The 21,163-nt window shown below is 67.9% G+C and carries 19 protein-coding genes; 10 read left to right on the plus strand and 9 right to left on the minus strand.

Features of this window, described 5'->3' with window-relative positions:
* Positions 1-278: 278 nt before the first annotated feature.
* Positions 279-1,868, minus strand: coding sequence for a catalase (locus G3T14_RS07950; RefSeq protein ID WP_163641740.1), 1,590 nt, complete (start codon positions 1,866-1,868; stop codon positions 279-281).
* 159 nt (positions 1,869-2,027) lie between these two features.
* On the opposite strand from G3T14_RS07950, the gene G3T14_RS07955 reads away from it, so the two are divergent.
* From G3T14_RS07955 to G3T14_RS07975, 5 genes are all read left to right on the plus strand, one after another.
* Positions 2,028-2,999 carry a LysR substrate-binding domain-containing protein gene (locus G3T14_RS07955; protein ID WP_163641741.1) on the plus strand — a complete coding sequence of 324 codons (972 nt, stop codon included), beginning with the start codon at positions 2,028-2,030 and terminating at the stop codon, positions 2,997-2,999.
* 40 nt (positions 3,000-3,039) lie between these two features.
* Positions 3,040-4,098 carry an AbrB family transcriptional regulator gene (locus G3T14_RS07960; protein ID WP_163641742.1) on the plus strand — a complete coding sequence of 353 codons (1,059 nt, stop codon included), beginning with the start codon at positions 3,040-3,042 and terminating at the stop codon, positions 4,096-4,098.
* Between the two features lie 7 nt (positions 4,099-4,105).
* Positions 4,106-4,453 (plus strand): diacylglycerol kinase, encoded by a 348-nt coding sequence (locus G3T14_RS07965; RefSeq protein ID WP_163641743.1) that lies wholly within the window; start codon positions 4,106-4,108, stop codon positions 4,451-4,453.
* A 154-nt stretch (positions 4,454-4,607) separates the two neighbouring features.
* Positions 4,608-6,158, plus strand: a complete 1,551-nt coding sequence (gene ilvA, locus G3T14_RS07970; protein WP_163641744.1) for a threonine ammonia-lyase, biosynthetic — start codon at positions 4,608-4,610, stop codon at positions 6,156-6,158.
* A 228-nt stretch (positions 6,159-6,386) separates the two neighbouring features.
* Positions 6,387-8,537 carry a methyl-accepting chemotaxis protein gene (locus G3T14_RS07975; RefSeq protein WP_163641745.1) on the plus strand — a complete coding sequence of 717 codons (2,151 nt, stop codon included), beginning with the start codon at positions 6,387-6,389 and terminating at the stop codon, positions 8,535-8,537.
* 43 nt (positions 8,538-8,580) lie between these two features.
* Here G3T14_RS07975 and thiL read toward each other — a convergent pair whose 3' ends face one another.
* From thiL to glyA, 7 genes are all read right to left on the minus strand, one after another.
* Entirely contained in the window at positions 8,581-9,591 is a 1,011-nt protein-coding gene (gene thiL, locus G3T14_RS07980; protein ID WP_163641746.1) for a thiamine-phosphate kinase, read from the minus strand.
* 11 nt (positions 9,592-9,602) lie between these two features.
* Positions 9,603-10,082: a transcription antitermination factor NusB gene (gene nusB / locus G3T14_RS07985; RefSeq protein ID WP_163641747.1), complete on the minus strand. Its 480-nt coding sequence runs from the start codon at positions 10,080-10,082 to the stop codon at positions 9,603-9,605.
* A gap of 4 nt (positions 10,083-10,086) precedes the next feature.
* Positions 10,087-10,593: a 6,7-dimethyl-8-ribityllumazine synthase gene (gene ribH / locus G3T14_RS07990; protein WP_163641748.1), complete on the minus strand. Its 507-nt coding sequence runs from the start codon at positions 10,591-10,593 to the stop codon at positions 10,087-10,089.
* Between the two features lie 191 nt (positions 10,594-10,784).
* Positions 10,785-11,429: a riboflavin synthase gene (locus tag G3T14_RS07995; protein ID WP_163641749.1), complete on the minus strand. Its 645-nt coding sequence runs from the start codon at positions 11,427-11,429 to the stop codon at positions 10,785-10,787.
* Positions 11,430-11,431: 2 nt separating this feature from the next.
* Positions 11,432-12,538 carry a bifunctional diaminohydroxyphosphoribosylaminopyrimidine deaminase/5-amino-6-(5-phosphoribosylamino)uracil reductase RibD gene (gene ribD, locus G3T14_RS08000; RefSeq protein ID WP_246733054.1) on the minus strand — a complete coding sequence of 369 codons (1,107 nt, stop codon included), beginning with the start codon at positions 12,536-12,538 and terminating at the stop codon, positions 11,432-11,434.
* Positions 12,535-13,065: a transcriptional regulator NrdR gene (gene nrdR, locus G3T14_RS08005; RefSeq protein WP_163641750.1), complete on the minus strand. Its 531-nt coding sequence runs from the start codon at positions 13,063-13,065 to the stop codon at positions 12,535-12,537. The genes ribD and nrdR overlap by 4 nt, the downstream gene beginning before the upstream one ends.
* A gap of 109 nt (positions 13,066-13,174) precedes the next feature.
* A complete protein-coding gene (glyA, locus tag G3T14_RS08010) occupies positions 13,175-14,479 on the minus strand; it encodes a serine hydroxymethyltransferase (RefSeq protein WP_163641751.1) in 1,305 nt (434 codons plus the stop codon).
* Positions 14,480-14,745: 266 nt separating this feature from the next.
* On the opposite strand from glyA, the gene G3T14_RS08015 reads away from it, so the two are divergent.
* Together G3T14_RS08015 and G3T14_RS08020 are read left to right on the plus strand one after the other, a co-directional pair.
* Positions 14,746-14,928 (plus strand): hypothetical protein, encoded by a 183-nt coding sequence (locus G3T14_RS08015; RefSeq protein WP_163641752.1) that lies wholly within the window; start codon positions 14,746-14,748, stop codon positions 14,926-14,928.
* A gap of 84 nt (positions 14,929-15,012) precedes the next feature.
* The gene (locus G3T14_RS08020; protein ID WP_163641753.1) at positions 15,013-15,399 is read left to right on the plus strand and encodes a hypothetical protein; all 387 of its coding nucleotides are present in this window, start codon (positions 15,013-15,015) and stop codon (positions 15,397-15,399) included.
* A 552-nt stretch (positions 15,400-15,951) separates the two neighbouring features.
* On the opposite strand, the gene G3T14_RS08025 is transcribed toward G3T14_RS08020, so the two are convergent.
* On the minus strand, positions 15,952-17,250 hold the full coding sequence (locus tag G3T14_RS08025) for a L,D-transpeptidase family protein (RefSeq protein ID WP_163641754.1): 1,299 nt from the start codon (positions 17,248-17,250) through the stop codon (positions 15,952-15,954).
* Positions 17,251-17,492: 242 nt separating this feature from the next.
* On the opposite strand from G3T14_RS08025, the gene G3T14_RS08030 reads away from it, so the two are divergent.
* From G3T14_RS08030 to G3T14_RS08040, 3 genes are all read left to right on the plus strand, one after another.
* Complete coding sequence (locus G3T14_RS08030; RefSeq protein ID WP_246733055.1) at positions 17,493-17,879, plus strand: hypothetical protein; 387 nt, start codon at positions 17,493-17,495, stop codon at positions 17,877-17,879.
* Positions 17,880-17,924: 45 nt separating this feature from the next.
* Positions 17,925-18,905: a DUF1775 domain-containing protein gene (locus tag G3T14_RS08035; protein ID WP_163641755.1), complete on the plus strand. Its 981-nt coding sequence runs from the start codon at positions 17,925-17,927 to the stop codon at positions 18,903-18,905.
* Between the two features lie 123 nt (positions 18,906-19,028).
* Positions 19,029-21,146, plus strand: coding sequence for a TonB-dependent receptor (locus tag G3T14_RS08040; RefSeq protein WP_163641756.1), 2,118 nt, complete (start codon positions 19,029-19,031; stop codon positions 21,144-21,146).
* Positions 21,147-21,163: the final 17 nt, after the last annotated feature.

Here is a 21,163-nt window from a genome sequence, read left to right on the forward strand (position 1 = left end):
GATAAGCTTTTGGTGCGAAAACGGGCTTGCGATTTCTAGCAGGCCATGACGCCACATCGCTGCTGCGTCGGGGCGCGTGCCGGCGGTTTCTTCATCGGCACGTCGCGTGCTTACTGTTGCTTGTTGAGCGTCGTCTCCAACTTGCCCAGGGTCGCATCACAGTCACCGCTCTGTCGGCCCGGCCCCGGCAGGGCGCCGCATTTGGGCACGAAAAAGCCCCGCAGGGTCGGAGGACCCTGCGAGGCTCTTGGCCGTCCTGGAACGACGACGATCTCAGTTCACTCGGCGGCGACGCGGTGGGCGTGGCTGCCATCGGTGTAGGTCTCGGCCTGGAGACGCTGTCCCGGAGCCGCGCGGCCCGGCAGCGGCGGCAGGGCAAGGGCCTTTCGAAGGTCGATGCCCGCCCCCTCGGCGACCCGGCGGCCGTAGTCGGCGTCGGCATGAGAGAAGTGCCAGACCATCCGGAGCTGGATCGCCTCGGGGCATTCCTTCATGTCGGCCACGAGATTGGCGATCAGGTCGTCGCGCTCCCAGGTCTCGAACGAGCGGTAGCGCACGCCGGCCTGGACGTAGTCGTCCTCGGTGCGGCTCGTCTGATAGCGACCGAGCTGCCCCTGGATCGGCTGGTGATACTCGCGCGCGGGCTTGGGTGCCTCCGCGAGGCCGCCCTGGATCGTGCTCGGCTCGTAGTTGACGTGCTTGTTCGAACCGAGCCCGTCGACGTAGTGGGTCATCTGGCCGTCACGCTGGTTGCTGGCGACCTTCACGCCGGGAGCCGGCGCGTTGATCGGAAGCTGCAGGTAGTTCGGGCCGACGCGGTAGCGCTGGGTGTCCGAGTAGGACAGCGTGCGCCCCTGGAGCATCTTGTCGTCCGAGAAGTCGATGCCGTCCACGAGCACGCCGGTACCGAAGGCCGATTGCTCGACCTCGGCGAAGAAGTTGTCGGGCACCCGGTCGAGCACCATCCGGCCGCAGGGGCGCAGCGGGAAGTCTTCCACCGGCCACAGCTTGGTGTCGTCGAGGGGATCGAACGACAGGTGATCGTTCGGGCCGTCCGGCATGATCTGCACCGAGAATTCCCACTCGGGGAAATTGCCGGCGGCGATGGTGTCGTACAGGTCCTTCGTGGCGTGGCCGACATCCTTGGCCTGCACCGCTTCGGCCTGGGCCGAGGTCAGGTTCCGCACGCCCTGCTTCGGGGTCCAGTGGAACTTGCACAGCACCGCTTCGCCCGCATCGTTGACGAGCTTGTAGGTGTTGACGCCCGAGCCCTCCATCTCGCGATAGTTCGCGGGGATGCCCCAGGGCGACTTCAGGTGCGTGACCATGTGGATCGACTCGGGGTGGGCCGCCACGAAGTCGAAGAAGCGCCAGGCCTCCTGGCGGTTGGTCACCGGGTCGGGCTTGAACGCGTGGATCATGTCGGGGAACTTGATCGCGTCACGAATGAAGAAGACCTTGAGGTTGTTGCCGACGAGATCCCAGTTTCCGTCGACGGTCTTGAACTTCACCGCAAAGCCGCGCGGGTCGCGGGCGGTCTCGGGGCTCTCCTTGGCACCGGCCACGGTGGAGAAGCGCACGAACATCGGCGTCTTCACGCCGGTCTCGTTGAGGACGCGGGCGCGGGTGTACTTGGAAGCCGGCTCGTCGCCGATCGTGCCATAGGCCTCGAAGAAGCCGTGGGCGCCGGTCCCGCGGGCATGCACCACGCGCTCGGGGATACGCTCGCGGTCGAAATGCGTGATCTTCTCGATGAACTGGTAGTTCTCGAGGGTCGCCGGGCCGCGCTCGCCGACCGTGCGGGTGCTCTGGTTGTCACGGACCGGATGGCCCTGGCGGGTGGTCAGTATCGGACGTTGATCGCTCATGCGGCGCGCGCTCCTCGGCTCAAGGCGGCCAGGACGGGGATGCGGGGGGACATCGGCCTCGCCCTTCTCCGACCCTGGAATGGTTCTGAGACCGCGTTATGAACCGGTCTCCACCCTTTGACCAATGCATCGTGGCAAAGGTTCTGATAGGCTGAGCCTATGAACCTATCGGGATTGTCGCTCCGTGACCTCGAATACGTGGTGGCGGTGGCCGAGGAGACGCATTTCGGGCGGGCGGCCGAGCGCTGCAATGTCAGCCAGCCGACCCTGAGCGTTCAGGTGCGCAAGCTCGAAGAAGCCTTGGGCCTGGTGCTGTTCGAACGCAGCAACCGCCGGGTGATGCTGACCCCCGCCGGCCAGGGCATCGTCAGGCAGGCCCGCATCGTCCTGGCGGAGGCGCAGCGGCTCCTCGTGCTGGCGAGCGAGGGGCGCGGCGCGCCGCTCACCGGCCGGTTGGTGCTGGCCGCGATCCAGACCCTCGGACCCTACCTGTTCCCGCTGGTGCTGCGCAGCCTGCGCCAGGAATTCCCGCTGCTGGCGCTGGCGCTGAGCGAGGCGCGCACCGCCGAGATCCTCGAAGGGCTCCGCGACGGCCGCATCGACGCGGCCCTGGTGTCGCTGCCGGTGCCGATCTCGGGGCTGGCGATCACGCCGCTCTTCGTCGAGCCGTTCCTGCTCGCCTGCCCGTCGGACCATCCGCTGGCGCAAGGCGGGACCCCGCGCGCCCGGGACATCGCCGGGCCGGACCTGCTCCTCCTCGACGAAGGCAATTGCCTGCGCGACCAGACCGTCACGGCCTGTGGCGCCGGAAGCGCCGCCGGGCGCCATGCCACCAGCCTCGAGACCCTGCGCTCGATGGTGGCGGCCGGCGCCGGCTACACCCTGCTGCCGGCGCTGGCGGTGCCGTCGGGGCCCGATCCGAGCGGCCTCACGGTGACGCGCAGCTTCGACATCGACGGGCCCGGCCGCACGGTGGCGCTGGCCTGGCGCTCCAGCGACCCGCGCGGCGCCGGCCTCGCCCATCTGGCGGCGTTCTTCAGAACCCACGCGCCGGAGGGGACCACGGCCTGCATCGCCGACGAACCGGCTTCGCCCGGCCCGCACCGTGACAGCGCGGGTCATCCGGTGTAGCGCCCGGCCACGCTTCCGATCCTCTCATTCGGCTGACCGCGTGTTCTCCATCCGATCGATCGGCCTGTGGGCGGCCCTCGTCCTGACCTCCGGTGCCCTCGCCTACGGGTTGTCGGTGGCCGGCTTTCCGGCGGCGCTCCTGCTCGGGCCGATGCTGGCGGCCATCGCCTTCGGGGTGAAGGGCGCGCGGCTGTCGGTGCCGAGGGCGGGATTCCAGGCGGCGCAGGCGATGATCGGCTGCCTCGTCGCCAAATCCGTCACCGCCGAGATCGTGGCGACGCTCACCGGCCACGGCCTGCTCATCCTGGCGGTGGTGCTGGTGACGGTGCTGGCCGGCGCCGTCGTCGGCTGGACGCTGACGCGCCTTCGCGTCTTGCCCGGCACCACCGCCGCGTGGGGGTCGTCCCCCGGAGGGGCCGCCGCCATGGTGGCGATGTCGGAGGATTACGGGGCCGACCCGCGCCTCGTCGCCTTCATGCAGTACGTCCGCGTCGTCGCCGTGGTGCTGTCGGCGTCCCTCGTCGCGCGGCTGCTCACCGACGTGTCCACCCCCGGTGGCGTCGCGGCCGCCGCCGCGGAGGCGAGCACGCCGCTCTCCGTCGCCGCGACGCTGGCCATCGCCGCCGCCGGGGCCGGGATCGCGCTCGCCCTGAGGATGCCGGCCGGTGGCCTGATCGGACCGATGGTGCTCGGTGCCGTGCTGCACGCCACCGGAACGGTCGCGATGGCGCTGCCCCTGCCGCTCCTCGACCTCGCCTATGCGACGATCGGCTGGTACGTCGGCCTGCGTTTTCGCGAGGAGACTCTGCGGGAGACGGTCACGGCCCTGCCCGGAATCCTCATCGCAACGCTCGGCGTCATCGCCCTGTGCGGCCTCTGGGCGTACGGGCTGACCTACCTGCTGCCTGTGGACTTCCTCACCGCCTACCTCGCCACCAGCCCCGGCGGCCTCGATTCGGTGGCGATCATCGCGGTCGGTTCGAAGGTCGACGTGTCGTTCGTCCTCGCGGTGCAGACCCTGCGGCTGTTCGTGGTGCTCATCACCGGTCCGGTGCTGGCGAAATGGATCGCCCGCGGCGCGCCCACCGACAACGCCTGAGCCCGCGATGCACGCCCTCTACCTCGCCTTCCTGAATTCCTGGCGCGGCCTCGTCCACGGGGCCCGTACCGAACGCGCGGTGCGCCTCGAACTGGCGCTCCTCGGCATCGGCGTGCCGTTGGCGTGTCTGGTGGGGGCGAGCCTGTGGGTGCGGGTGGCGCTCATCGTGAGCCTCCTGCTGATGCTCGCCGCCGAATTCCTGAACACCGCCATCGAGAAGCTGTGCGACCATCTCCACCCCGACCACCATCCGCGGATCGGGATCGTCAAGGATCTGGCCTCGGCCGGGACCTTCCTGGCGCAGGGCATCGCCGCCCTGGTCTGGCTCGCGGCCCTCTACGAGCGGCTGCCGTAGCGGCCGAGTAAGCGCGGCGGATATCGGCAAGGCCGCCCTTTCGAGCATGACGTCCGCCGCGAGGGTGAAGTGGTCGCGCTCGCTTCTGCGCTGCACAAGACCTATGTGCGAGGAGATAGACTCGACCGTATCCTGATCCGGGGCCCGCGTTTCCTTGACCGACTACATCCGCAAGATCCTCACCGCCCGCGTCTACGACGTCGCCATCGAGAGCCCGCTCGATCCGATGCCGCGCATGTCGGTGCGCCTCGGCCGTCCGGTGCTGCTGAAGCGCGAGGACCTGCAGCCGGTCTTCTCGTTCAAGCTGCGCGGCGCCTACAACAAGATGTCGGGGCTCTCAGCCGAGGTTCTGGCGCAAGGGGTCGTCTGCGCCTCCGCCGGCAACCATGCGCAGGGCGTCGCCCTGGCGGCTGCGCGTCTCACCGTGCGCGCCGTCATCGTGATGCCGCGGACCACGCCGGCCATCAAGGTCGATGCCTGCCGGGCGCGCGGCGCCGAGGTGATCCTGTTCGGCGACACCTTCGACGAGGCTCTGGGCCATGCCCGCAAGCTCGAGGTCGAGCAGGGCCTGACCTTCCTGCACCCGTTCGACGATCCCGACGTGATCGCCGGCCAGGGCACCATCGGCATGGAAATCCTGACCCAGCATTCCGGTCCGATCGAGGCGATCTTCGTCCCCATCGGCGGCGGCGGCCTCGCGGCCGGCATCGCCACCTTCGTGAAGTACCTGCGCCCCGAGACCAAGGTCATCGGGGTCGAGCCCGACGATGCCGCCTGCATGAAGGCCGCTCTGGATGCCGACGAGCGGGTGATCCTGCCGACGGTGGGCCTCTTCGCCGATGGCGTTGCCGTGCGCCAGGCCGGCGAGGAGACGTTCCGCCTGTGCCGTGAGCATCTCGACGAAGTCATCACCGTCGATACCGACGCCATGTGCGCGGCGGTCAAGGACATCTTCGACGACACCCGGGCGATCTCGGAGCCGTCGGGCGCCCTGGCTCTGGCCGGCGCCAAGGCCTACGCGGCGCGGGGCGGCGATGCCGGCGGGACCCTCGTGGCGATCTCCAGCGGGGCCAATCTCAATTTCGACCGCCTGCGCCACATCGCCGAGCGCGCCGAAATCGGCGAGCAGCGCGAGGTCTTACTCGGTGTCACCATCCCCGAGCGACCGGGCGCCTATCGGACCTTCATCCGCACCCTCGGGCCGCGGGCCATCACCGAGTTCAACTATCGCTACGCCAGGGATGCGGATGCGCAGATCTTCGTCGGCATCAACCTGGCCGGCGGCGCGCCCGAGAAGCGCGCGCTGATCGCGGATCTCCGCGACAACGGCTACCGCGTGCTCGACATGAGCGACAACGAGATGGCCAAGGTCCATATTCGCTACATGGTCGGTGGCCGGGCGACGGGATTGGCGCATGAGCGCCTCTACCGCTTCCAGTTTCCGGAGCGCCCGGGGGCGTTGCTGAAGTTCCTCGACTGTCTCGGCGACGGGTTCGACATCTCCCTGTTCCATTACCGCAACCACGGCGCCGATTATGGCCGGGTGCTGGCGGGCATCGACGTGGCGCCGGCCGATCGTACGCGCTTCGACGCGGCGGTGGCGGCGCTCGATTATCCGTGCGTCGACGAGACCGACAACCCGGCCTATCGGATGTTCCTCGACGATGGTGCGCAGGATTCCGCCGGTGGCTTGCCGGGCGCCTAAGACGTCGAAAGCCGCGTCAGCGGTTTCCGATGAACGCGTGCGGGCCAATCATGCAGATCTCGGAACGGCATCGAAAATTCCGAGTCGATCGACGCACCCGATATTGGCGATGTGATTTTCCGCGCATGGACTTACCCTGACTTGGGAAATCGAGCGGAACGAAAACTGAAAGGATTTTCTTAAAGCGCTGTGTGCGATGCCATGAGGGTTCCCCGTATCGGTGCTCTCATGTCCCTGTTCGCCAGCCTCAATACCCGCCTCCCGGCGATCATCGTCGGCCTGGCCCTCGTCAGCTCGACCGCCATGGGTGGCTTGAGCTGGTACTCGGCCCGGGCTGGCCTCGTCGCAGCGGCCGAAGACCGGCTGGATCTGGCGGCCACTGCCCGCAAGACCGGCATCGAACTGGTGGTGGAACGCGCCGGCGGCGATCTCGCCACCACGGCATCGAATGCGCAGGTCAGCGGCAATTTCGGCGATCTGGTTGAGGCGCTCGACCCGGCCAAGCCGGACTTCGCCCAGCTCGTCCAGACCTATTCCGGCGCGGCCACGCCGGAAGGGCGGATGGCGGCCGAGGCGCCCGCAACCATGTACGGCCGCCGCCATGCGAAGGTGCAGGAAGTGGCGCGCAAGCTCGTCGAGCGGCCCGGCTACGCCGACCTCGTCTTCGTCTCCGAGGATGGACGGATCGTCTACACCACCACGAAGGGCGCCGATTTCTCGCACGACCTGTCCGAGCCCGCCTTGAAGGAGACCGGTCTCGCCAAGCTCATCGAACGCCTGAAGGCGGCCGATGCGGACGCGACCCTGTTCGAGGATTTCGCGCCGTATCCCGCGGAGGCGGCTCCCTCCGCTTTCCTCGGCCGCGCGGTGGCGCGTCGCGCCAACGTGGCCATGGGCACCGGTCAAGCGGCCGCCCGCATCGGCTTCGTCGTGATGCGGGTGACCCCGGCCCTGTTCGACCGGACCCTGTCCGATCGCGGCGGCCTCGGCGACACCGGACGGATCATGGCCGTCGGCACCGATGGCCTGTTGCGGAGCAATCCGCCCCTGTCCGGTGGCGAGAAGGCGGGCAGCCCCGTTGCCCAGCTCGGCATTGACAAGGCGGCTTTGGGCAGCGCCCATCCGTTCACCTACACCGCTGCGGACGGAACCCGGATGGCCGCCACCGCGCAGGTCTCCGTCATGGGCGCGCCGTGGACGATCGTCGCCGAACAATCGCAGAACGAGACGCTGAAGGCGGTCGGCGCCCTCACCCGCTCCCTGGCCCTCGTGGCCCTGCTGGTTCTGCTCGCGACCGCCGTCCTCGGCTTCGTCTTCTCCCGCAGTATCGTCGGGCCGCTCGGTGCACTCACCCGTGCGCTGGAAGCTCTGGCCCGCCGCGAGACCCTAGCCGAGGTGCCCGGCAGCCGCCGCAACGACGAGATCGGCGGGATTGCCCGCGCGGTGGTGACGATCCGCGACATCTCGCTCGAGGAGGCCGCACGCCAGCTGGAGACCACCCATGCCGAGCGGATGCGCCAGGAGACGGAGCGTCGCGAGATGCTCAAGCACCTCGCCGACGATTTCGAGCGTTCCGTCGGCCGGATCGTCGAGCACGTGGCCCAGGCGTCGCACGGCCTCCAGGACGCCTCCGGTACCATGACCCTGGCGGTGGAGGGCACCGCGCAGCGCTCGAACTCCGTCGCCCTCAACGCCCATGAGACCGCCGGCAACGTCAACACCGTCGCGGCGGCGGCCGAGGAACTCGGCGCCACCGTTCAGGAGATCGGCCGTCAGGTCGAGCAGGCCGCCGAGATGTCGCGCTTTGCAGTGGACGAGGCCAACCGGACCGCGGAGAGCATGCGTTCGCTCTCGGCCGCTGCCACCCGCATCGGCAACGTGGTCGGCCTCGTCTCGCAGATCGCCTCGCAGACCAACCTGTTGGCGCTCAATGCCACCATCGAGGCGGCGCGCGCCGGCGAGGCCGGCCGTGGCTTCTCCGTCGTCGCGGCCGAGGTGAAGAGCCTCGCCGAACAGACCGCGCGGGCCACCACCGAGATCGGCGAGCAGGTGCAGGCGATCCAGGGCGCGGCCGGCGGTGCGACCGGTGCCATCCAGGGCATCGTCACCCGCATCGAGGGCATGAGCATGGTCACCAGCAGCATCGCTGCGGCGGTGGAGGAGCAGAGCCTGACGACCCAGGAGATCGTGCGCAACATGAGCCAGGCTTCGGCCGGCACCAGCGCGATGACCACCGATATCGAGGAGGTCGCCCGCTCGGCCGCAGAGGCCGGCGCCTCCGCCAGCCAGCTCATGCAGGCCTCCGGCGACCTGTCGCGTCAGTCGGAGAGCCTGAGCTCCGAGGTCGCCCAGTTCCTCGCCACCGTGCGGGCCGCCTGAGCGATCGCCGCAGCGCAGGGTGTCGGAAGAGGCGCGAACCGACTCAGAAGTGACTGAACGATCCGGCGGACGGGAGCGCAATGGGCCCGTCCGCGGATCGGAAGACGGGCGCCCCCGCCCCCGCCGTGACGGTGCCGATCACCGTCATGGGTACGCCGACGGCATTCGCGTCGAAGAGGCAGGCGGCGAGATGCTCGGGAGCCACCGCGCAGAGGATCTCGTAATCGTCGCCGCCGGTAAGGATCGTGGTCAGGAGATCGGGTGCGAGGGCGAGCGCCCGGGCGGCAGCCTCCGACAGCGGCAGGTCGGCGAGCGCGATCGCGGCCGAGCGTCCCCCACCCTCCGGCGCCGTGCCTTTCAGCATCTTTGCGAGGTCGCCGGCGAGGCCGTCGGAGATGTCCATCGCCGCGCGTGCGTGCCGGCGCAGGACCGGCCCCAGCGCGAGGCGGGGCTGCGGGTGCCAATAGCGGTCTATGAGGACATCACACCCCTGCGCGCCGAGCGCCGTCCCCCAGGCCGGCATCGGCCCGCTGCGCAGGAGCAGGCCGAGGGCGGCGTCGCCGATGGTGCCGCTGACGCAGATCCGGTCGCCGATGCGCGCCGTCATCCGCCGCACCATGGTGCCGGCCGGAACTTCGCCGAGCGCCGTCACCCCGATCGAGGTCGGGCCGGCGGCCCGCACCGTATCGCCACCCAGCAGCGGAATGCCGAAATCGCGGATCGCTCCTGCGAGGCCGGCGGCGAAGTCCGCGAGCCACGCCTCGGTCCAGTCGTCGGCCAGCGCCAGGGTGAGGAGGATGCCGCGCGGGCTGGCGCCCTTGGCGGCCAGATCCGAGCAATTCACCCCGAGCGCCTTGCGGGCGATGGAGGCCGGCGGGTCGTCGGGAAAGAAATGCACGCCGGCGACGATGGCGTCCGCGGTCAGGACGAGGTCGCAGCCGGGGCTTGGCGTCAGGGTCGCCGCGTCGTCGGACAGACCGTCCGCACCGGGACCGGCGAGCGGCGCGAAGTAGCGCGCGATCAGGCCGTCCTCGGTGGAGCGGGACCCGCTCACGCCGGGTCCGATCAAGCTTTACCCGAGCCCGGCAGCCCGGCGAATTCCGCGCCGCGGACTTCGCGGGCGATCTTGTCCAGCACGGCATTGACCATGCCGGGCTCGTCGCCGCCGTAGAAGCTGTAGGCCACGTCGACATATTCGGAGATCGCCGCCCGCGCCGGCACGTCGCGCCGATACATCAGCTCGTAGGCGCCGGCCCGCAGGATCGCCCGCAGCACCGCCTCGATCCGCTTCAGCGGCCAACCCTGCGCCAGGGCACCGTCGAGCTGCGGATCGATCGCCCGCTGCTCCTCGACCACGCCGCGCAGCAGGTCGCGGAAGAACGCGGTTTCCGCTGGCGGGTGCTCGATGCCCTCCACCGTCCGGCCGATCCAGAAGGTCTCGAACTCGGCCATCGCCTCGATCACGCCCTTGCCGGAAATTTCCATCTCGTAGAGGGCCTGCACCACGGCCAGGCGGGCGCCGCTGCGCGCGATCGACTTCGCCATGATCTTATTCCTCTCCCACCGACGCGGCAGCGGCGGCGCGCTTCAGGGCCAGAACCGCCAGCGCGGCTTCGGCCGCGCCGCCACCCTTGTTCATCTCCGCCACGCGGGCACGGGCGAAGGCCTGCGCCTCCGTCTCGACGGTGAGGATGCCGTTGCCGAGCGGGAGCCGTAGGTTCACCGACATGTCCATGAGCGCCCGCGCGCTTTCGCCGGCGACGATGTCGTAATGTCCGGTTTCGCCGCGGATGACACAGCCGAGGGCCACGGCCGCATCGTAGGGGCGCCCCGCACGGGCGGCGGCCTCGACGAGGATCGCGATGGCGGCGGGAATCTCTAGGGCGCCCGGTACCGTGACGATGGTCGATTCGGCCTCGGCGGCGTCGAGGACGCCCTGCGCGCCGGCCAGGAGTTCGTCCGCCAACTCACCATAGTAGCGCGCCTCGACCACGAGGACGCGGGCACCCTTGACGGTGTCGGCGACGGGGCGGGACGCGGGTGGTGTCGAAACCATCGAAAGGCCTTGAGCAGGATGGAGCGGACGCCACCCTTCCGCGACGCATGGGGATGGGTGACGGGATCGGGGTTGCGGCGCTGGACCGCGTCGGTCGTTGCGACGCGCGGCCTTCTGAGTCAGCCGTCACGGGCCGCTCGGTCATTGCCGCGAGCGATAGACCGAAGGGGGCGCTGCCACAAGCGCTGTGCTTACCCCCCGATCTCCGCACGGCTCTCGGCGAGCCGGGCGGCGTAGCGGGCGATCAGGTCGACTTCGAGATTGAGCCGGTCGCCGACCCGGCGCTCGCCCCAGGTGGTCACCGCGAGCGTGTGCGGGATCAGCAGCACCGAGAACAGGTCGCCCTGCACGCTGTTGACGGTGAGCGAGGTGCCGTCGAGGCAGACCGAGCCCTTCTCGGCGATGAAGCGGGCGAGCGCGGCGGGCGCCCGCAGGGTGAAGCGGTCGCTCGGCGCCCATTGCGGATCGCCCTCCCCCCCGGTGACGCTCTCGCGCGCCACGATCTCGGCAAGGCCGTCGACATGGCCGGTGACGAGGTGACCGCCGAGCTCATCGCCGATCCTGAGCGAGCGTTCGAGATTGATCCGGGTGCCCTCGCGCCATCTCCCCACGTTGGTGCGCTCCAGCGTCTCGGCGGCAGCGTCGACGCCGAACAGGCAGCCATCCTCGGTCGGCGCGATGGTCACGGCGGTGAGACAGGGCCCGGAACAGGCGATGGAGGCGCCGAGCGCGATGGTGGCCGGATCGTAGGACGCCCGGATGGTCAGGTGGCGCAGGCGATCCGTGCCGGAGACGGCGACGACGCGGCCGACATCCGTGACGAGTCCGGTGAACATCTTCAGTGGCTCCGTTCGTAGGTCACGGCACGGTCGGGACCCAGAATCCGAGTCTCCACCGGCGCGAGGTGGCCGCTGGCGAGGCGCTCACCGAGGCAGGGACCGATGGCGGGAAGGCCACCGGAGCCTGTCAGGTTCGCCGGGCCGGTGATCAGGGTGCAGACGTCGATGAGATCGGCCTGGGCCAGCGCGTCGGCAAGGTGCGGGCCGCCCTCGCAGCAGATCCGCGTGAGGCCACGCTCGCCCAGGGCGCGGAGGGCCGCCGACAGGTCGATCCGGCCCGATGCCTCGGAATCGACCTGCAGAATCTCGACGCCGAGCGACGTTAGCATGCGCTTGGCGTGGATGGGCGCGCGCCGCGTGGTGATCACCAGTGTCGGGATGTCGCGCGCGGCGCGCACCAGATGGGCGGTGGGCAGGATACGCAGGTTCGAATCGAGCACGATGCGCAACGGCGAGCGCTGGCCGAGGCCCGGAAGGCGTACGGTGAGCGAGGGATCGTCCGCCCGCGCCGTGCCGATGCCGACCAGGATCGCATCGGCATGTGCGCGCCAGAGATGGACCATCCCGTCGGCGATCGGGCCGGTGATGCGCAGGCGTTCGTGCGGCGCACCGGCGGCGAAGCCGTCACGGGTCTGGGCGAGCTTGAGGTGGAGGCTCGGGCGCCCTTTGGTGACACGGGTGACGTGTCCGATATGGTCGCGCGCCGCCTGCTCGGAGAGCACACCGGTGGTGAGCGCGATTCCGGCCTGGGTGAGGAGCGCGTACCCGCGCCCGGCGACCCGCGGGTCCGGATCCTCCAGCGCCGTGACCACGCGCGCGATCCCGGCGGCGAGGATGGCCTCGGTACAGGGCGGCGTCCGTCCGTGATGCGAGCACGGCTCCAGGGTGACGTAGAGTGTTGCGCCCCGTGCCGCGCCGTCGGCCATGGCCAAAGCCACGGGCTCGCCATGGGGGCGCCCGCCCGGCGCGGTGACAGCCTGGCCGACGATGCGTCCGTCGTCCGTCACAACCACGGCCCCGACGGAGGGGTTCGGCCAGGTCCGCCCGAGGTTGCGCAGTCCGAGCGCCAAGGCGAGGCGCATGAAACGTGGGTCGGCCTCGCTCATGAGTGCGGCCGCGGGATGCGCTTGGGGCGCAGAGGGACGATCTCGGCCGCAGATTCGTCCTCGACCGGGAGGATCGCGGCGTCACCGAGGGTTCCGAGCAGCGCCTTGAAGTCGCTGGCCTCGCGAAAATTCTTGTAGACCGAGGCGAAGCGGACATAGGCGACGTCGTCCAGCCCCTTCAGCCCCTCCATCACCGCCTCGCCGATGGTCTCGCTGGTGATCTCGGCCTCGCCGCTGCTTTCGAGCTGGCGGGTGATGCCGCTCACGAGCCGTTCGATCCGGTCGGGCGCCACCGGGCGCTTGCGCAGGGCCACGCCGATGGAGCGCTGGAGCTTGTCACGGTCGAAGGGCACGCGCTTGCCCGAGCGCTTGAGGACGGTGAGCTCGCGCAGTTGCACCCGTTCGAAGGTGGTGAAGCGTCCGCCGCAATCCGGGCAGACCCGCCGCCGCCGGATCGCCGCCGCATCGTCGCTGGGGCGGGAATCCTTCACCTGGGTGTCGGGGCCACTGCAATAGGGACAGCGCATCGGGCGGACACCTGTGCTGTGACGAAAAACGAGGAACGGCCGCGGATCACCGATCCGCGGCCGTTCCTTAGCGTGTTGCGGTGCACGCGTTAAGCGGCACCATCGGCAATCAGCCGTAGATCGGGAACCGATCGGTCAGCGCGTGGACCTTGGTCTTCACGCTGGCCTCGACATCCGCATCGCCCTCGTCGCCCTTGGCCACAAGACCGTCGAGCACTTCGACGATGAAGCCGCCGATCTGCTTGAACTCGGCGACGCCGAAGCCGCGCGAGGTGCCGGCCGGGGTGCCGAGGCGGATGCCCGAGGTGATCGTCGGCTTGGCCGGATCGAAGGGCACGCCGTTCTTGTTGCAGGTGATGTCGGCCCGCGTCAGGGCCGCTTCCGCTGCCTTGCCGGTGAGGCCCTTCTTCTGCAGGTCCACCAGCATCAGGTGGTTGTCGGTGCCGCCCGAGGTGATGTCGTAGCCGCCGGTCATCAGGGTGTCGGCGAGCGCCTTGGCGTTCTCGATGATCTGACGGGCGTAGATCTTGAACTCGGGCTTCAGCGCCTCGCCGAAGGCCACGGCCTTGCCGGCGATGACGTGCATGAGCGGCCCGCCCTGGAGGCCGGGGAAGATCGCCGAGTTGAACTTCTTGGCGAGCGCCTCGTCGTTCGTCAGGATCATGCCGCCGCGCGGGCCGCGCAGGGTCTTGTGCGTGGTGGTGGTGGCCACGTGCGCGTGCGGGAACGGCGACGGGTGCACGCCAGCGGCGACGAGGCCGGCGAAGTGCGCCATGTCGACGAGGAAGTAGGCGCCGACCGCATCGGCGATCTCACGGAACTTGGCGAAATCCCAGTGGCGCGGGTAGCCCGAACCGCCGGCGATGATCACCTTGGGCTTGTGCTCATGGGCGAGCGCCTCGACCTGCTCCATGTCGATGCGCTGGTCGTCGCGGCGCACGGTGTAGGACACCGGCTTGAACCACTTGCCCGACATGTTCGGCGGGGCGCCGTGGGTGAGGTGGCCGCCGGCGGCGAGATCGAGACCGAGGAAGGTGTCGCCCGGCTGCATCAGCGCCAGGAACACGCCCTGATTCGCCTGGGAGCCCGAGTTCGGCTGCACGTTGGCGAAGCCGCAATCGAACAGGCGCTTGGCGCGCTCGATGGCGAGGTTCTCGGCGATGTCGACGAACTGACAGCCGCCGTAATAGCGACGGCCCGGATAGCCCTCGGCGTACTTGTTGGTGAGCACCGAGCCCTGCGCTTCCAGCACCGCCCGGGAGACGATGTTCTCGGAGGCGATCAACTCGATCTCATGCTGCTGGCGGCCGAGTTCCTTGCTGATGGCGCTCGCCACCTCGGGATCGACGTCAGCCAGCGAGGCGCTGAAGAAGGAATTCGAGAAATGCTTGTCGCTTGCGGTGCCGGCGCTCATGGATAGCCTCGATTGTTGAACGGGCCGATGCACCCGTTATCCGCTGGCGTGAGGCGGACGGGCGTTCGATGCTTGATTACTACACTGGCGGATGCCCAAGTCCAAGACACAGGAATTTGCCGGATGTTTCAAAAAATCTTTCGGCAGGCTTCGGGCTAAGTCGGGCGGGGTCAGGCGGCTCCTGCTGTCGATTCAAGCCGACCCAGTACGTCAAATAGCGAGAACAAATATCGAACATCTTGCCATCTTGAATCAGGTGTAGGAAAATGAACCTGATTCGAAGGAGGGCTGTTCCGATGTCGTTGCCGCCGCCTGTGACTCACCGCCGCTGCGAAATCGCCGCGATTCGTCTGCGGATCGCAGTTCTTCAGGCTGCTTGCGATGCCCTGAAAGCCGGGTTCAACGAAGATCAGTCCCGCAGCCCAAAAGGTCGTTGGGATGGCGGCTGAGGCGGGTCGCGTGTCGTTGTCGTTCGCAGGGATCGAACCGGTAACGCAAAGATCGATCTGACCGCAGATCGCTGAATAGAGATCGTGAAAGATGTCGTCGCCAATGTAGGACCAGGGATGGGCCCTGTCTGCGGGACAAGTATCCCTAGTGAAGCTGCAAAACTCATCAGAAATTACGATCTGCCTGGGATTGGTCTGCGCGGTGTCGAACAGAGCTTCAGCTTAGGCGATCTGGTCCGGTATGGCCTCGACGGTAGTATCCGGACCGATGCCATTCTGCGGGACGGCAGAACCATCGCTGCGCCGGTTTTGGCCGTGTTCGACATCAAAACCGGAGGCGCAAAGCTTACCCCAGAACGTGCAGACGAAATCCGGATGCACCTCGGCGTTGGTAAAGATGTTCCCGTGATCGAGCTGCATATATCGAAGGGATTAGACGCGAAGAGTTGTTTGTATATCCTGGTCTCTTGATTGTATTTCAAAGGAAAAATGCAATGAGTATGGATCTTTATGTAATGTTTGACGGCCAAATACCAAGCCTAGGAATCTGGCAAAAAAGTATTGACGAGTTACGATTTGATCTGAAGTTTTCGTCTAATCTAAAGATACCAGACGATGGAGCGATGATCAGTGCTCTCTGGAAAGGCCGTGCCGTACAATTCGAGTGTCGTCCCTGCAAGTTTGATGCATTGACGGACACTTATGACGACATCGATTTCGAATTCAGGTGAACTGAAGTGCGCGCGATTTACTGGGTTGGGCTGCCGGATTGCGTTGCAGCCTGTATTGCCGCGGCAACACTCGCGCACATATGCGACGGAATCGTCTTCGATCCGCAGGACAGTCTGATCCTCAGGGGCGAGGCAGCACTGACTATGGCCCGTGGAAACGAACTTCTGCTACCGAAGATCGAGGCTTCACTCCAGGATGGACGCCTGTGAGAGTTGAATGTTCGGGATGAGCTCCGTGAAGCTCATCCCGAACGAAGGGCTTGGTTGAGAAGTCTATCCCTGTCTTGCTGGATTAGTTCTCTTCGTCGCCCGGCTCGAAGCTCTGGACTTGCTCGGCGCTGGCGACCGGAGTCGGAGCCGACAGGGTCGACGGCACATTGACGCCGTCGCGCTTGTAGATGTCGTCGCGGAACTGCACCGAGCCGTCCGGGGTCGCCCAGGCAGTGATGTAGGTCCAGTAGACCGGCACGGGGGTGCTCAGGGTGGCGTCGACGCGCTTGCCGCTCTCGATGGCCTGCTCGACCTGCTCACGGCCCCAGCCGGGCGTGTCCTTGAGCAACCAGGTGATGTACTCGCGCACGTTCTGTACGCGCACGCAGCCCGAGGAGATGAAGCGGAAATCGTCGCCGAACACGCCCTTGGTGTTCGTGTCGTGCATGAACACGCCGTAGGGGTTCGGGATGTTGATGCGCACGATGCCCATCGAGTTGAAGTCGGCGCCCGAATCCTGGCGGTAGCGGTAGCGCGTGCCCTCTTCCGAGTTCCAGTTCACCGAGGCCGGCGAAATCTCGGTCTCGCCGGAGAAGATGCGGATCTTGTTCTCGGTGAGGTAGGTCGGGTCCTTCTGCATCTTGGGGATGAGGTCCTTCTTCACGATGGAAGCCGGGACCGTCCAGAACGGGTTGAAATTGATCTGCGTCGCCTTGGTGTTCATGATCGGCGACTGGCGGTCGAACTTGCCGACGCCCGCGGCGTGCAGGGTCACGACCTGACCGTTCTCCACCGTCTGAACCAGGGCGGCGGGGATGTTGGTGATGACGAAACGGTTGCCGAGATTGCCCGAATAGGAGCGCAGGCGCACCGAATTGATCTCGAGCTGGTGCAGACGCACATCCGCCGGCACGTTCATCGCCTGCTGGGTGGCCGCGCTCATGGCGCCGCTCTGGCTCAGGCCGTGGCGCGCCTGGAAACGCTTCACGCCGGCCGAGACGTAGGAATCGTAGACGCCCGAGCCGCCCGAGGCCGCGTCGAGATCGCCGGTGACGATGAGGCGCTGGCGCAGGGCGGCCACCGCCGGGCCCTTGGCGCCGACGCGCAGGCGGTCGGCACCCGAGACCGGCTTCCAGCCGCCGCGCCCGACGATCTCCTTGTAGCGCTCGATCGTCTGCTCGGTGGCCGCGATAGTCTGCGGCGACAGGATCGGCGTCGACGAACGCTGCACCTGCATGGTCGCGGGGGATGAGTAATCCTGCGCCCATTCGGCCTGGGCGAAGCTGCCCTGCTCGCGCGCCGCTGCCGGCTGGCCGAGTACGGCCACCGATGCGAGGAGCGCGAGGCCGAGCGAGCGGGTGTGGAAAGCCTGTTTCAGCATCGGACGGAAACTCTGATCTGACTTATGAAGCGACATGTGACTTGCCCGGTCGCGGCGCTTTGCACCGTGGCGGGAAATCCCCTCGTCGCGAACGTGTCGGGGTGGGGTTAAGAACCCATGGCGGCCTGGCCAGAATGTGGCACGCGGGTCGTTTTCCCCGACTTCCCCTGGAGTGCGGCGCGTCTGCCACAGTGCGCCCGGGACACGAATCCGCGATGTGGCGGCTGCCTTTCCGATCGCGTATGTCTCGCGCCACGATGAAACGCAGCCTCACCAGAACGGGGACCTTGCGCGCGGTCACTGCGGTGGTCGCGCTCTACGCGTTGGTGCTGCATGCCTTCCTCGGCGGCCTGATGCCGCTGCCCTCGCCGCTGCATGGCGGCGCCCTTTGCCTCGGGCAGACCGATGGCGGTGGTGCCGATCCCGATACGGGCGGTGTCGTCCATCACCAGCCGTGCTGCACGGTTCCGGGCTTGTTCGCCAAGGCCGAGGACCCGGTCCTCGCCGCGGCCGCCATCGTCTGGCCCCCGCGCGGTGCGACCCGGATCGCCTGGCGCAGCGAAGTGCGGGTCGCCGCGCGCGGCCCGCCGGGGTCGATCGCCCATCCGCGCGGTCCGCCGACACTCTGAATCGATCGCCAAGACCCGATCCCTTCAGACTGTCAGGATTGTCCCATGAACCGGTTTTCGCGAAGCTACGCCTGCGCCGCGCTCCTCAGCGTTTCGAGCACCGCCGCCTTTGCCCACGCCACCCTCGCGGTCCGCGAGGCGCAGCCCAATGAGAGCTATCGCGGCGTCGTGCAGATCACCCATGGCTGCAACGGCCAGCCGACCAATCGGGTCAGCGTCACGATCCCCGAGGGTGTGGTCGGCGCCAAGCCGATGGCGAAGCCCGGCTGGCAGATCGCCACCGAGACGGGGCCTTACGCCCGGGCCTATCCCTACTACCACGGTGACATCCGTGAGGGCGTGAAGACCATCACCTGGACCGGCGGCAGCCTGCCGGACGATCAGGTCGACGAATTCACCTTCCTGGCCCGCGTCACCGACGCGTTCGCGCCCGGCAGCACCGTGTACTTTCCGATCGAGCAGGATTGCACGAGCGGCACTTATCGCTGGAGCGAGATCCCGGCTGCCGGCCAGGATGCGCATGCCCTGAAATCTCCGGCCCCCGCTGTGACGATCGTCGCGGCGGCGCACAGCATGGCTGCGGCCCCGGCGGTAAAGACCGGCGACCTCAAGATCGAGACGCCGTGGATGCGGGCGACCCCCGGCGGCGCCACCGTGGCGGGGGGCTACGTCCGGATCACCAACACCGGCACCGAACCCGATCGGCTCACCGGGGCGTCGATCCCGCTTGCCGGCTCCGGTTCGATCCATTCCATGACCATGGACGGCACCGTGATGAAGATGGCGGCCGTGACCGGCGGCCTCGTCATCAAGCCGGGAGAGACCGTGGAGTTGAAGCCCGGCGGCTTGCACCTGATGTTCGAGGACCTGAAGGCCTCGCCCAAGGTCGGCGACGCCATCGTCGGCACGCTGACCTTCGAGCGGGCCGGCACGGTTCCGGTGACGTTCGCAGTGGCGCCGATCGGGGCGCTCAAGCCCGGGGCCGCGGCAGCCGCGCCGGCTGCCGAAGGCCATCAGCACCACTGAGCGTCGCCGCCGCGCCCTCCGACAGGGCGCGGCCCGCTCTCCCGACCCTCATCACTCACCGGCGCAGCCCCGTCGCGAGCGATCTCGCGGCGTGTCGCGGCGCGCTCGGCCGGAGTCCGTCCCATGATCGATCCCGTTCCATCTGTTGCCTTCCTCCGCGCCGGTGCCGTCGCGTTCTGCCTCCTGTCCTCCGTCTCGGGGTCCGCTCTCGCCCAGGGAATCCCGAGTGCGACCTTGTCGGAACTCAGCGTCGAGGGCGCCGCGGCCGGCTCGCTCACGGTGCCGAGCGTCGCCGCGCAGCGTGAGGCGGTGAACGCCACCGTCGGCGCGGTGGCCTTCGTCGATGCCACCGCGTTCGAGAACCGCTACGCCAACACCCTGCGCGACGTCCTGAAGGATACGCCCGGCGTGTTCGTGCAGGAGCGCTATGGCCAGGAATTGCGGCTGTCGGTGCGCGGCTCGGGGATCTCCCGCGGCTTCCACCTGCGCGGTCTCGAATTGCTGCAGGACGGCATCCCGCTCAACCTCGCCGATGGCAGCGGCGACTTCTATCAGGTCGATCCGCTCGGGCTGCGCTCGGTGGAGGTCTACAAGGGCGGCAACGCGCTGACCTTCGGCGCCACGACGCTCGGCGGCGCCATCAACGTCGTCACGCCCACCGCCTATACGGCGTTCGCGCCCAACGTCCTGCGCATCGATGGCGGAAGCTTCGGGACGATCCGCGAGAACTTCCAGGTCTCGCGCATATCTGGTCCGGTGGACGTTCTCATCAACGGCACGCTCACTAATTCCGAGGGCTACCGGGCGCACGAGGCGCAGCGCACCCAGAACTTCAACGCCAATATCGGCTACCGGATCGCCCCCGGGATCGAGACCCGGTTCTATATCGGTGTCTACCTCACCGACCAGAAGCTGCCCGGTACCCTGAGCCTGTTCAATGCGCTCGCCAACCCGACGCTGGCCAATCCGAGCGCGCTCACCGGAAACCAATCCCGCAAGGTCGAGACCGAGCGGATCGCCAATCGGACCTCGTTCGTGCTCGATGTCGGCAAGCTCGATATCGACACCTGGGCGATCCACAAGTCGCTGTACCATCCGATCTTCCAGGCCATCGACCAGGATGGCTGGACCTACGGCATCGCGCCGCGCTGGGCCGGCAGCTTCGACATCGGCGGCTATCGCAACGATACGATCCTCGGCCTGAGGGCATTCGCCGGCCAGAATTCGGCGCTCCAGTTCGTCAATGTCGCCGGCCAGCGCGGCGTCCAGACCCTCAACGCGCTTCAATCCGCCTCGAACCTCGAAGCCTATGGCGAGAACCGGTTCTGGTTCCTGCCCGACGTCGCCCTGATGACCGGCGCCAAGGCGTTGTCCGCGAACCGCACCTACAGCAACAAGGGCGGCCTGGCGGCGAGCCCCAACGTCCAGTTCGCCGACACCACCTACGAGGGCATCAACCCGAAGATCGGCCTGCTGTGGCAGCCCCTGCCCGGCATTCAAGTGTTCGGCGATATCGCCCGCTCGCGCGACGTGCCCGATTTCTCCGATCTGGTGCAGCAGAACACCCTGAGGACTACCTTCGTCCCGCTCCAGGCCCAACGCGCCTGGACCTATGAGGCCGGCACCCGCGGCCGGATCGATCGCCTGGCCTGGGACGTGACCCTGTACCGATCCGAACTCCGCGACGAGCTCATCAACTTCTCGTCCGGCATCGGGGCCGCCATCAACATCCCGGCCGCGACGTTCAATGCGCCCCGCACCGTGCACCAGGGCGTCGAGGCCGCATTCTCCCTCGATCTGGCACGCGATCTCACCGGGATCGGCGATACCCTGGTGGTCTCGCAGGTCTGGACGCACAACGACTTCCGCTTCGTCGCCGATCCGGTCTTCGGCAACAACCGCATCGCCGGCATCCCGCAGGACGTGCTGCGCACCGTGCTCGCCTACGCCCATCCGAGCGGGTTCCACGTGGCGCCGTCGGTGGATTGGGTCCCCGCCGGCGCGTTCGCCGATCACGCCAACACCCTGCAGGTGCCGGGCTACGCGCTATTCAACATCGAGGCCGGGTTCGATTTCCGCAACGGCGTGTCGCTGTTCGTCGACGCCCGCAACCTGATGGATGCGCGCTACGTCTCCGACATCTCCGTGGTGACGAACGCGGCGAGCGTCGTCGGCGGGCCGGTGGCGTTCTATCCCGGCACCGGGCGCAGCGTATTCGGCGGGATGCGGGCCTCGTTCTGAAAACTCCGCACAGTGCT

The sequence above is a fragment of the Methylobacterium sp. BTF04 genome, assembly GCF_010692745.1.
Classification (GTDB): Bacteria; Pseudomonadota; Alphaproteobacteria; order Rhizobiales; family Beijerinckiaceae; genus Methylobacterium.

Bases quoted from the DNA above. Each gene is read 5' to 3' on its own strand.
- G3T14_RS08015 (WP_163641752.1), top strand. From the start codon at position 14,746: ATGAACCTGATTCGAAGGAGGGCTGTTCCGATGTCGTTGCCGCCGCCT.
- G3T14_RS07995 (WP_163641749.1), bottom strand. From the start codon at position 11,429: ATGTTCACCGGACTCGTCACGGATGTCGGCCGCGTCGTCGCCGTCTCC.
- ribD (WP_246733054.1), bottom strand. From the start codon at position 12,538: ATGAGCGAGGCCGACCCACGTTTCATGCGCCTCGCCTTGGCGCTCGGA.
- G3T14_RS08035 (WP_163641755.1), top strand. From the start codon at position 17,925: ATGAACCGGTTTTCGCGAAGCTACGCCTGCGCCGCGCTCCTCAGCGTT.
- G3T14_RS08025 (WP_163641754.1), bottom strand. From the start codon at position 17,250: ATGCTGAAACAGGCTTTCCACACCCGCTCGCTCGGCCTCGCGCTCCTC.
- G3T14_RS08030 (WP_246733055.1), top strand. From the start codon at position 17,493: ATGTCTCGCGCCACGATGAAACGCAGCCTCACCAGAACGGGGACCTTG.
- G3T14_RS08040 (WP_163641756.1), top strand. From the start codon at position 19,029: ATGATCGATCCCGTTCCATCTGTTGCCTTCCTCCGCGCCGGTGCCGTC.
- nusB (WP_163641747.1), bottom strand. From the start codon at position 10,082: ATGGCGAAGTCGATCGCGCGCAGCGGCGCCCGCCTGGCCGTGGTGCAG.
- glyA (WP_163641751.1), bottom strand. From the start codon at position 14,479: ATGAGCGCCGGCACCGCAAGCGACAAGCATTTCTCGAATTCCTTCTTC.
- G3T14_RS07965 (WP_163641743.1), top strand. From the start codon at position 4,106: ATGCACGCCCTCTACCTCGCCTTCCTGAATTCCTGGCGCGGCCTCGTC.
- G3T14_RS07955 (WP_163641741.1), top strand. From the start codon at position 2,028: ATGAACCTATCGGGATTGTCGCTCCGTGACCTCGAATACGTGGTGGCG.
- ribH (WP_163641748.1), bottom strand. From the start codon at position 10,593: ATGGTTTCGACACCACCCGCGTCCCGCCCCGTCGCCGACACCGTCAAG.
- G3T14_RS07975 (WP_163641745.1), top strand. From the start codon at position 6,387: ATGTCCCTGTTCGCCAGCCTCAATACCCGCCTCCCGGCGATCATCGTC.
- nrdR (WP_163641750.1), bottom strand. From the start codon at position 13,065: ATGCGCTGTCCCTATTGCAGTGGCCCCGACACCCAGGTGAAGGATTCC.
- G3T14_RS07950 (WP_163641740.1), bottom strand. From the start codon at position 1,868: ATGAGCGATCAACGTCCGATACTGACCACCCGCCAGGGCCATCCGGTC.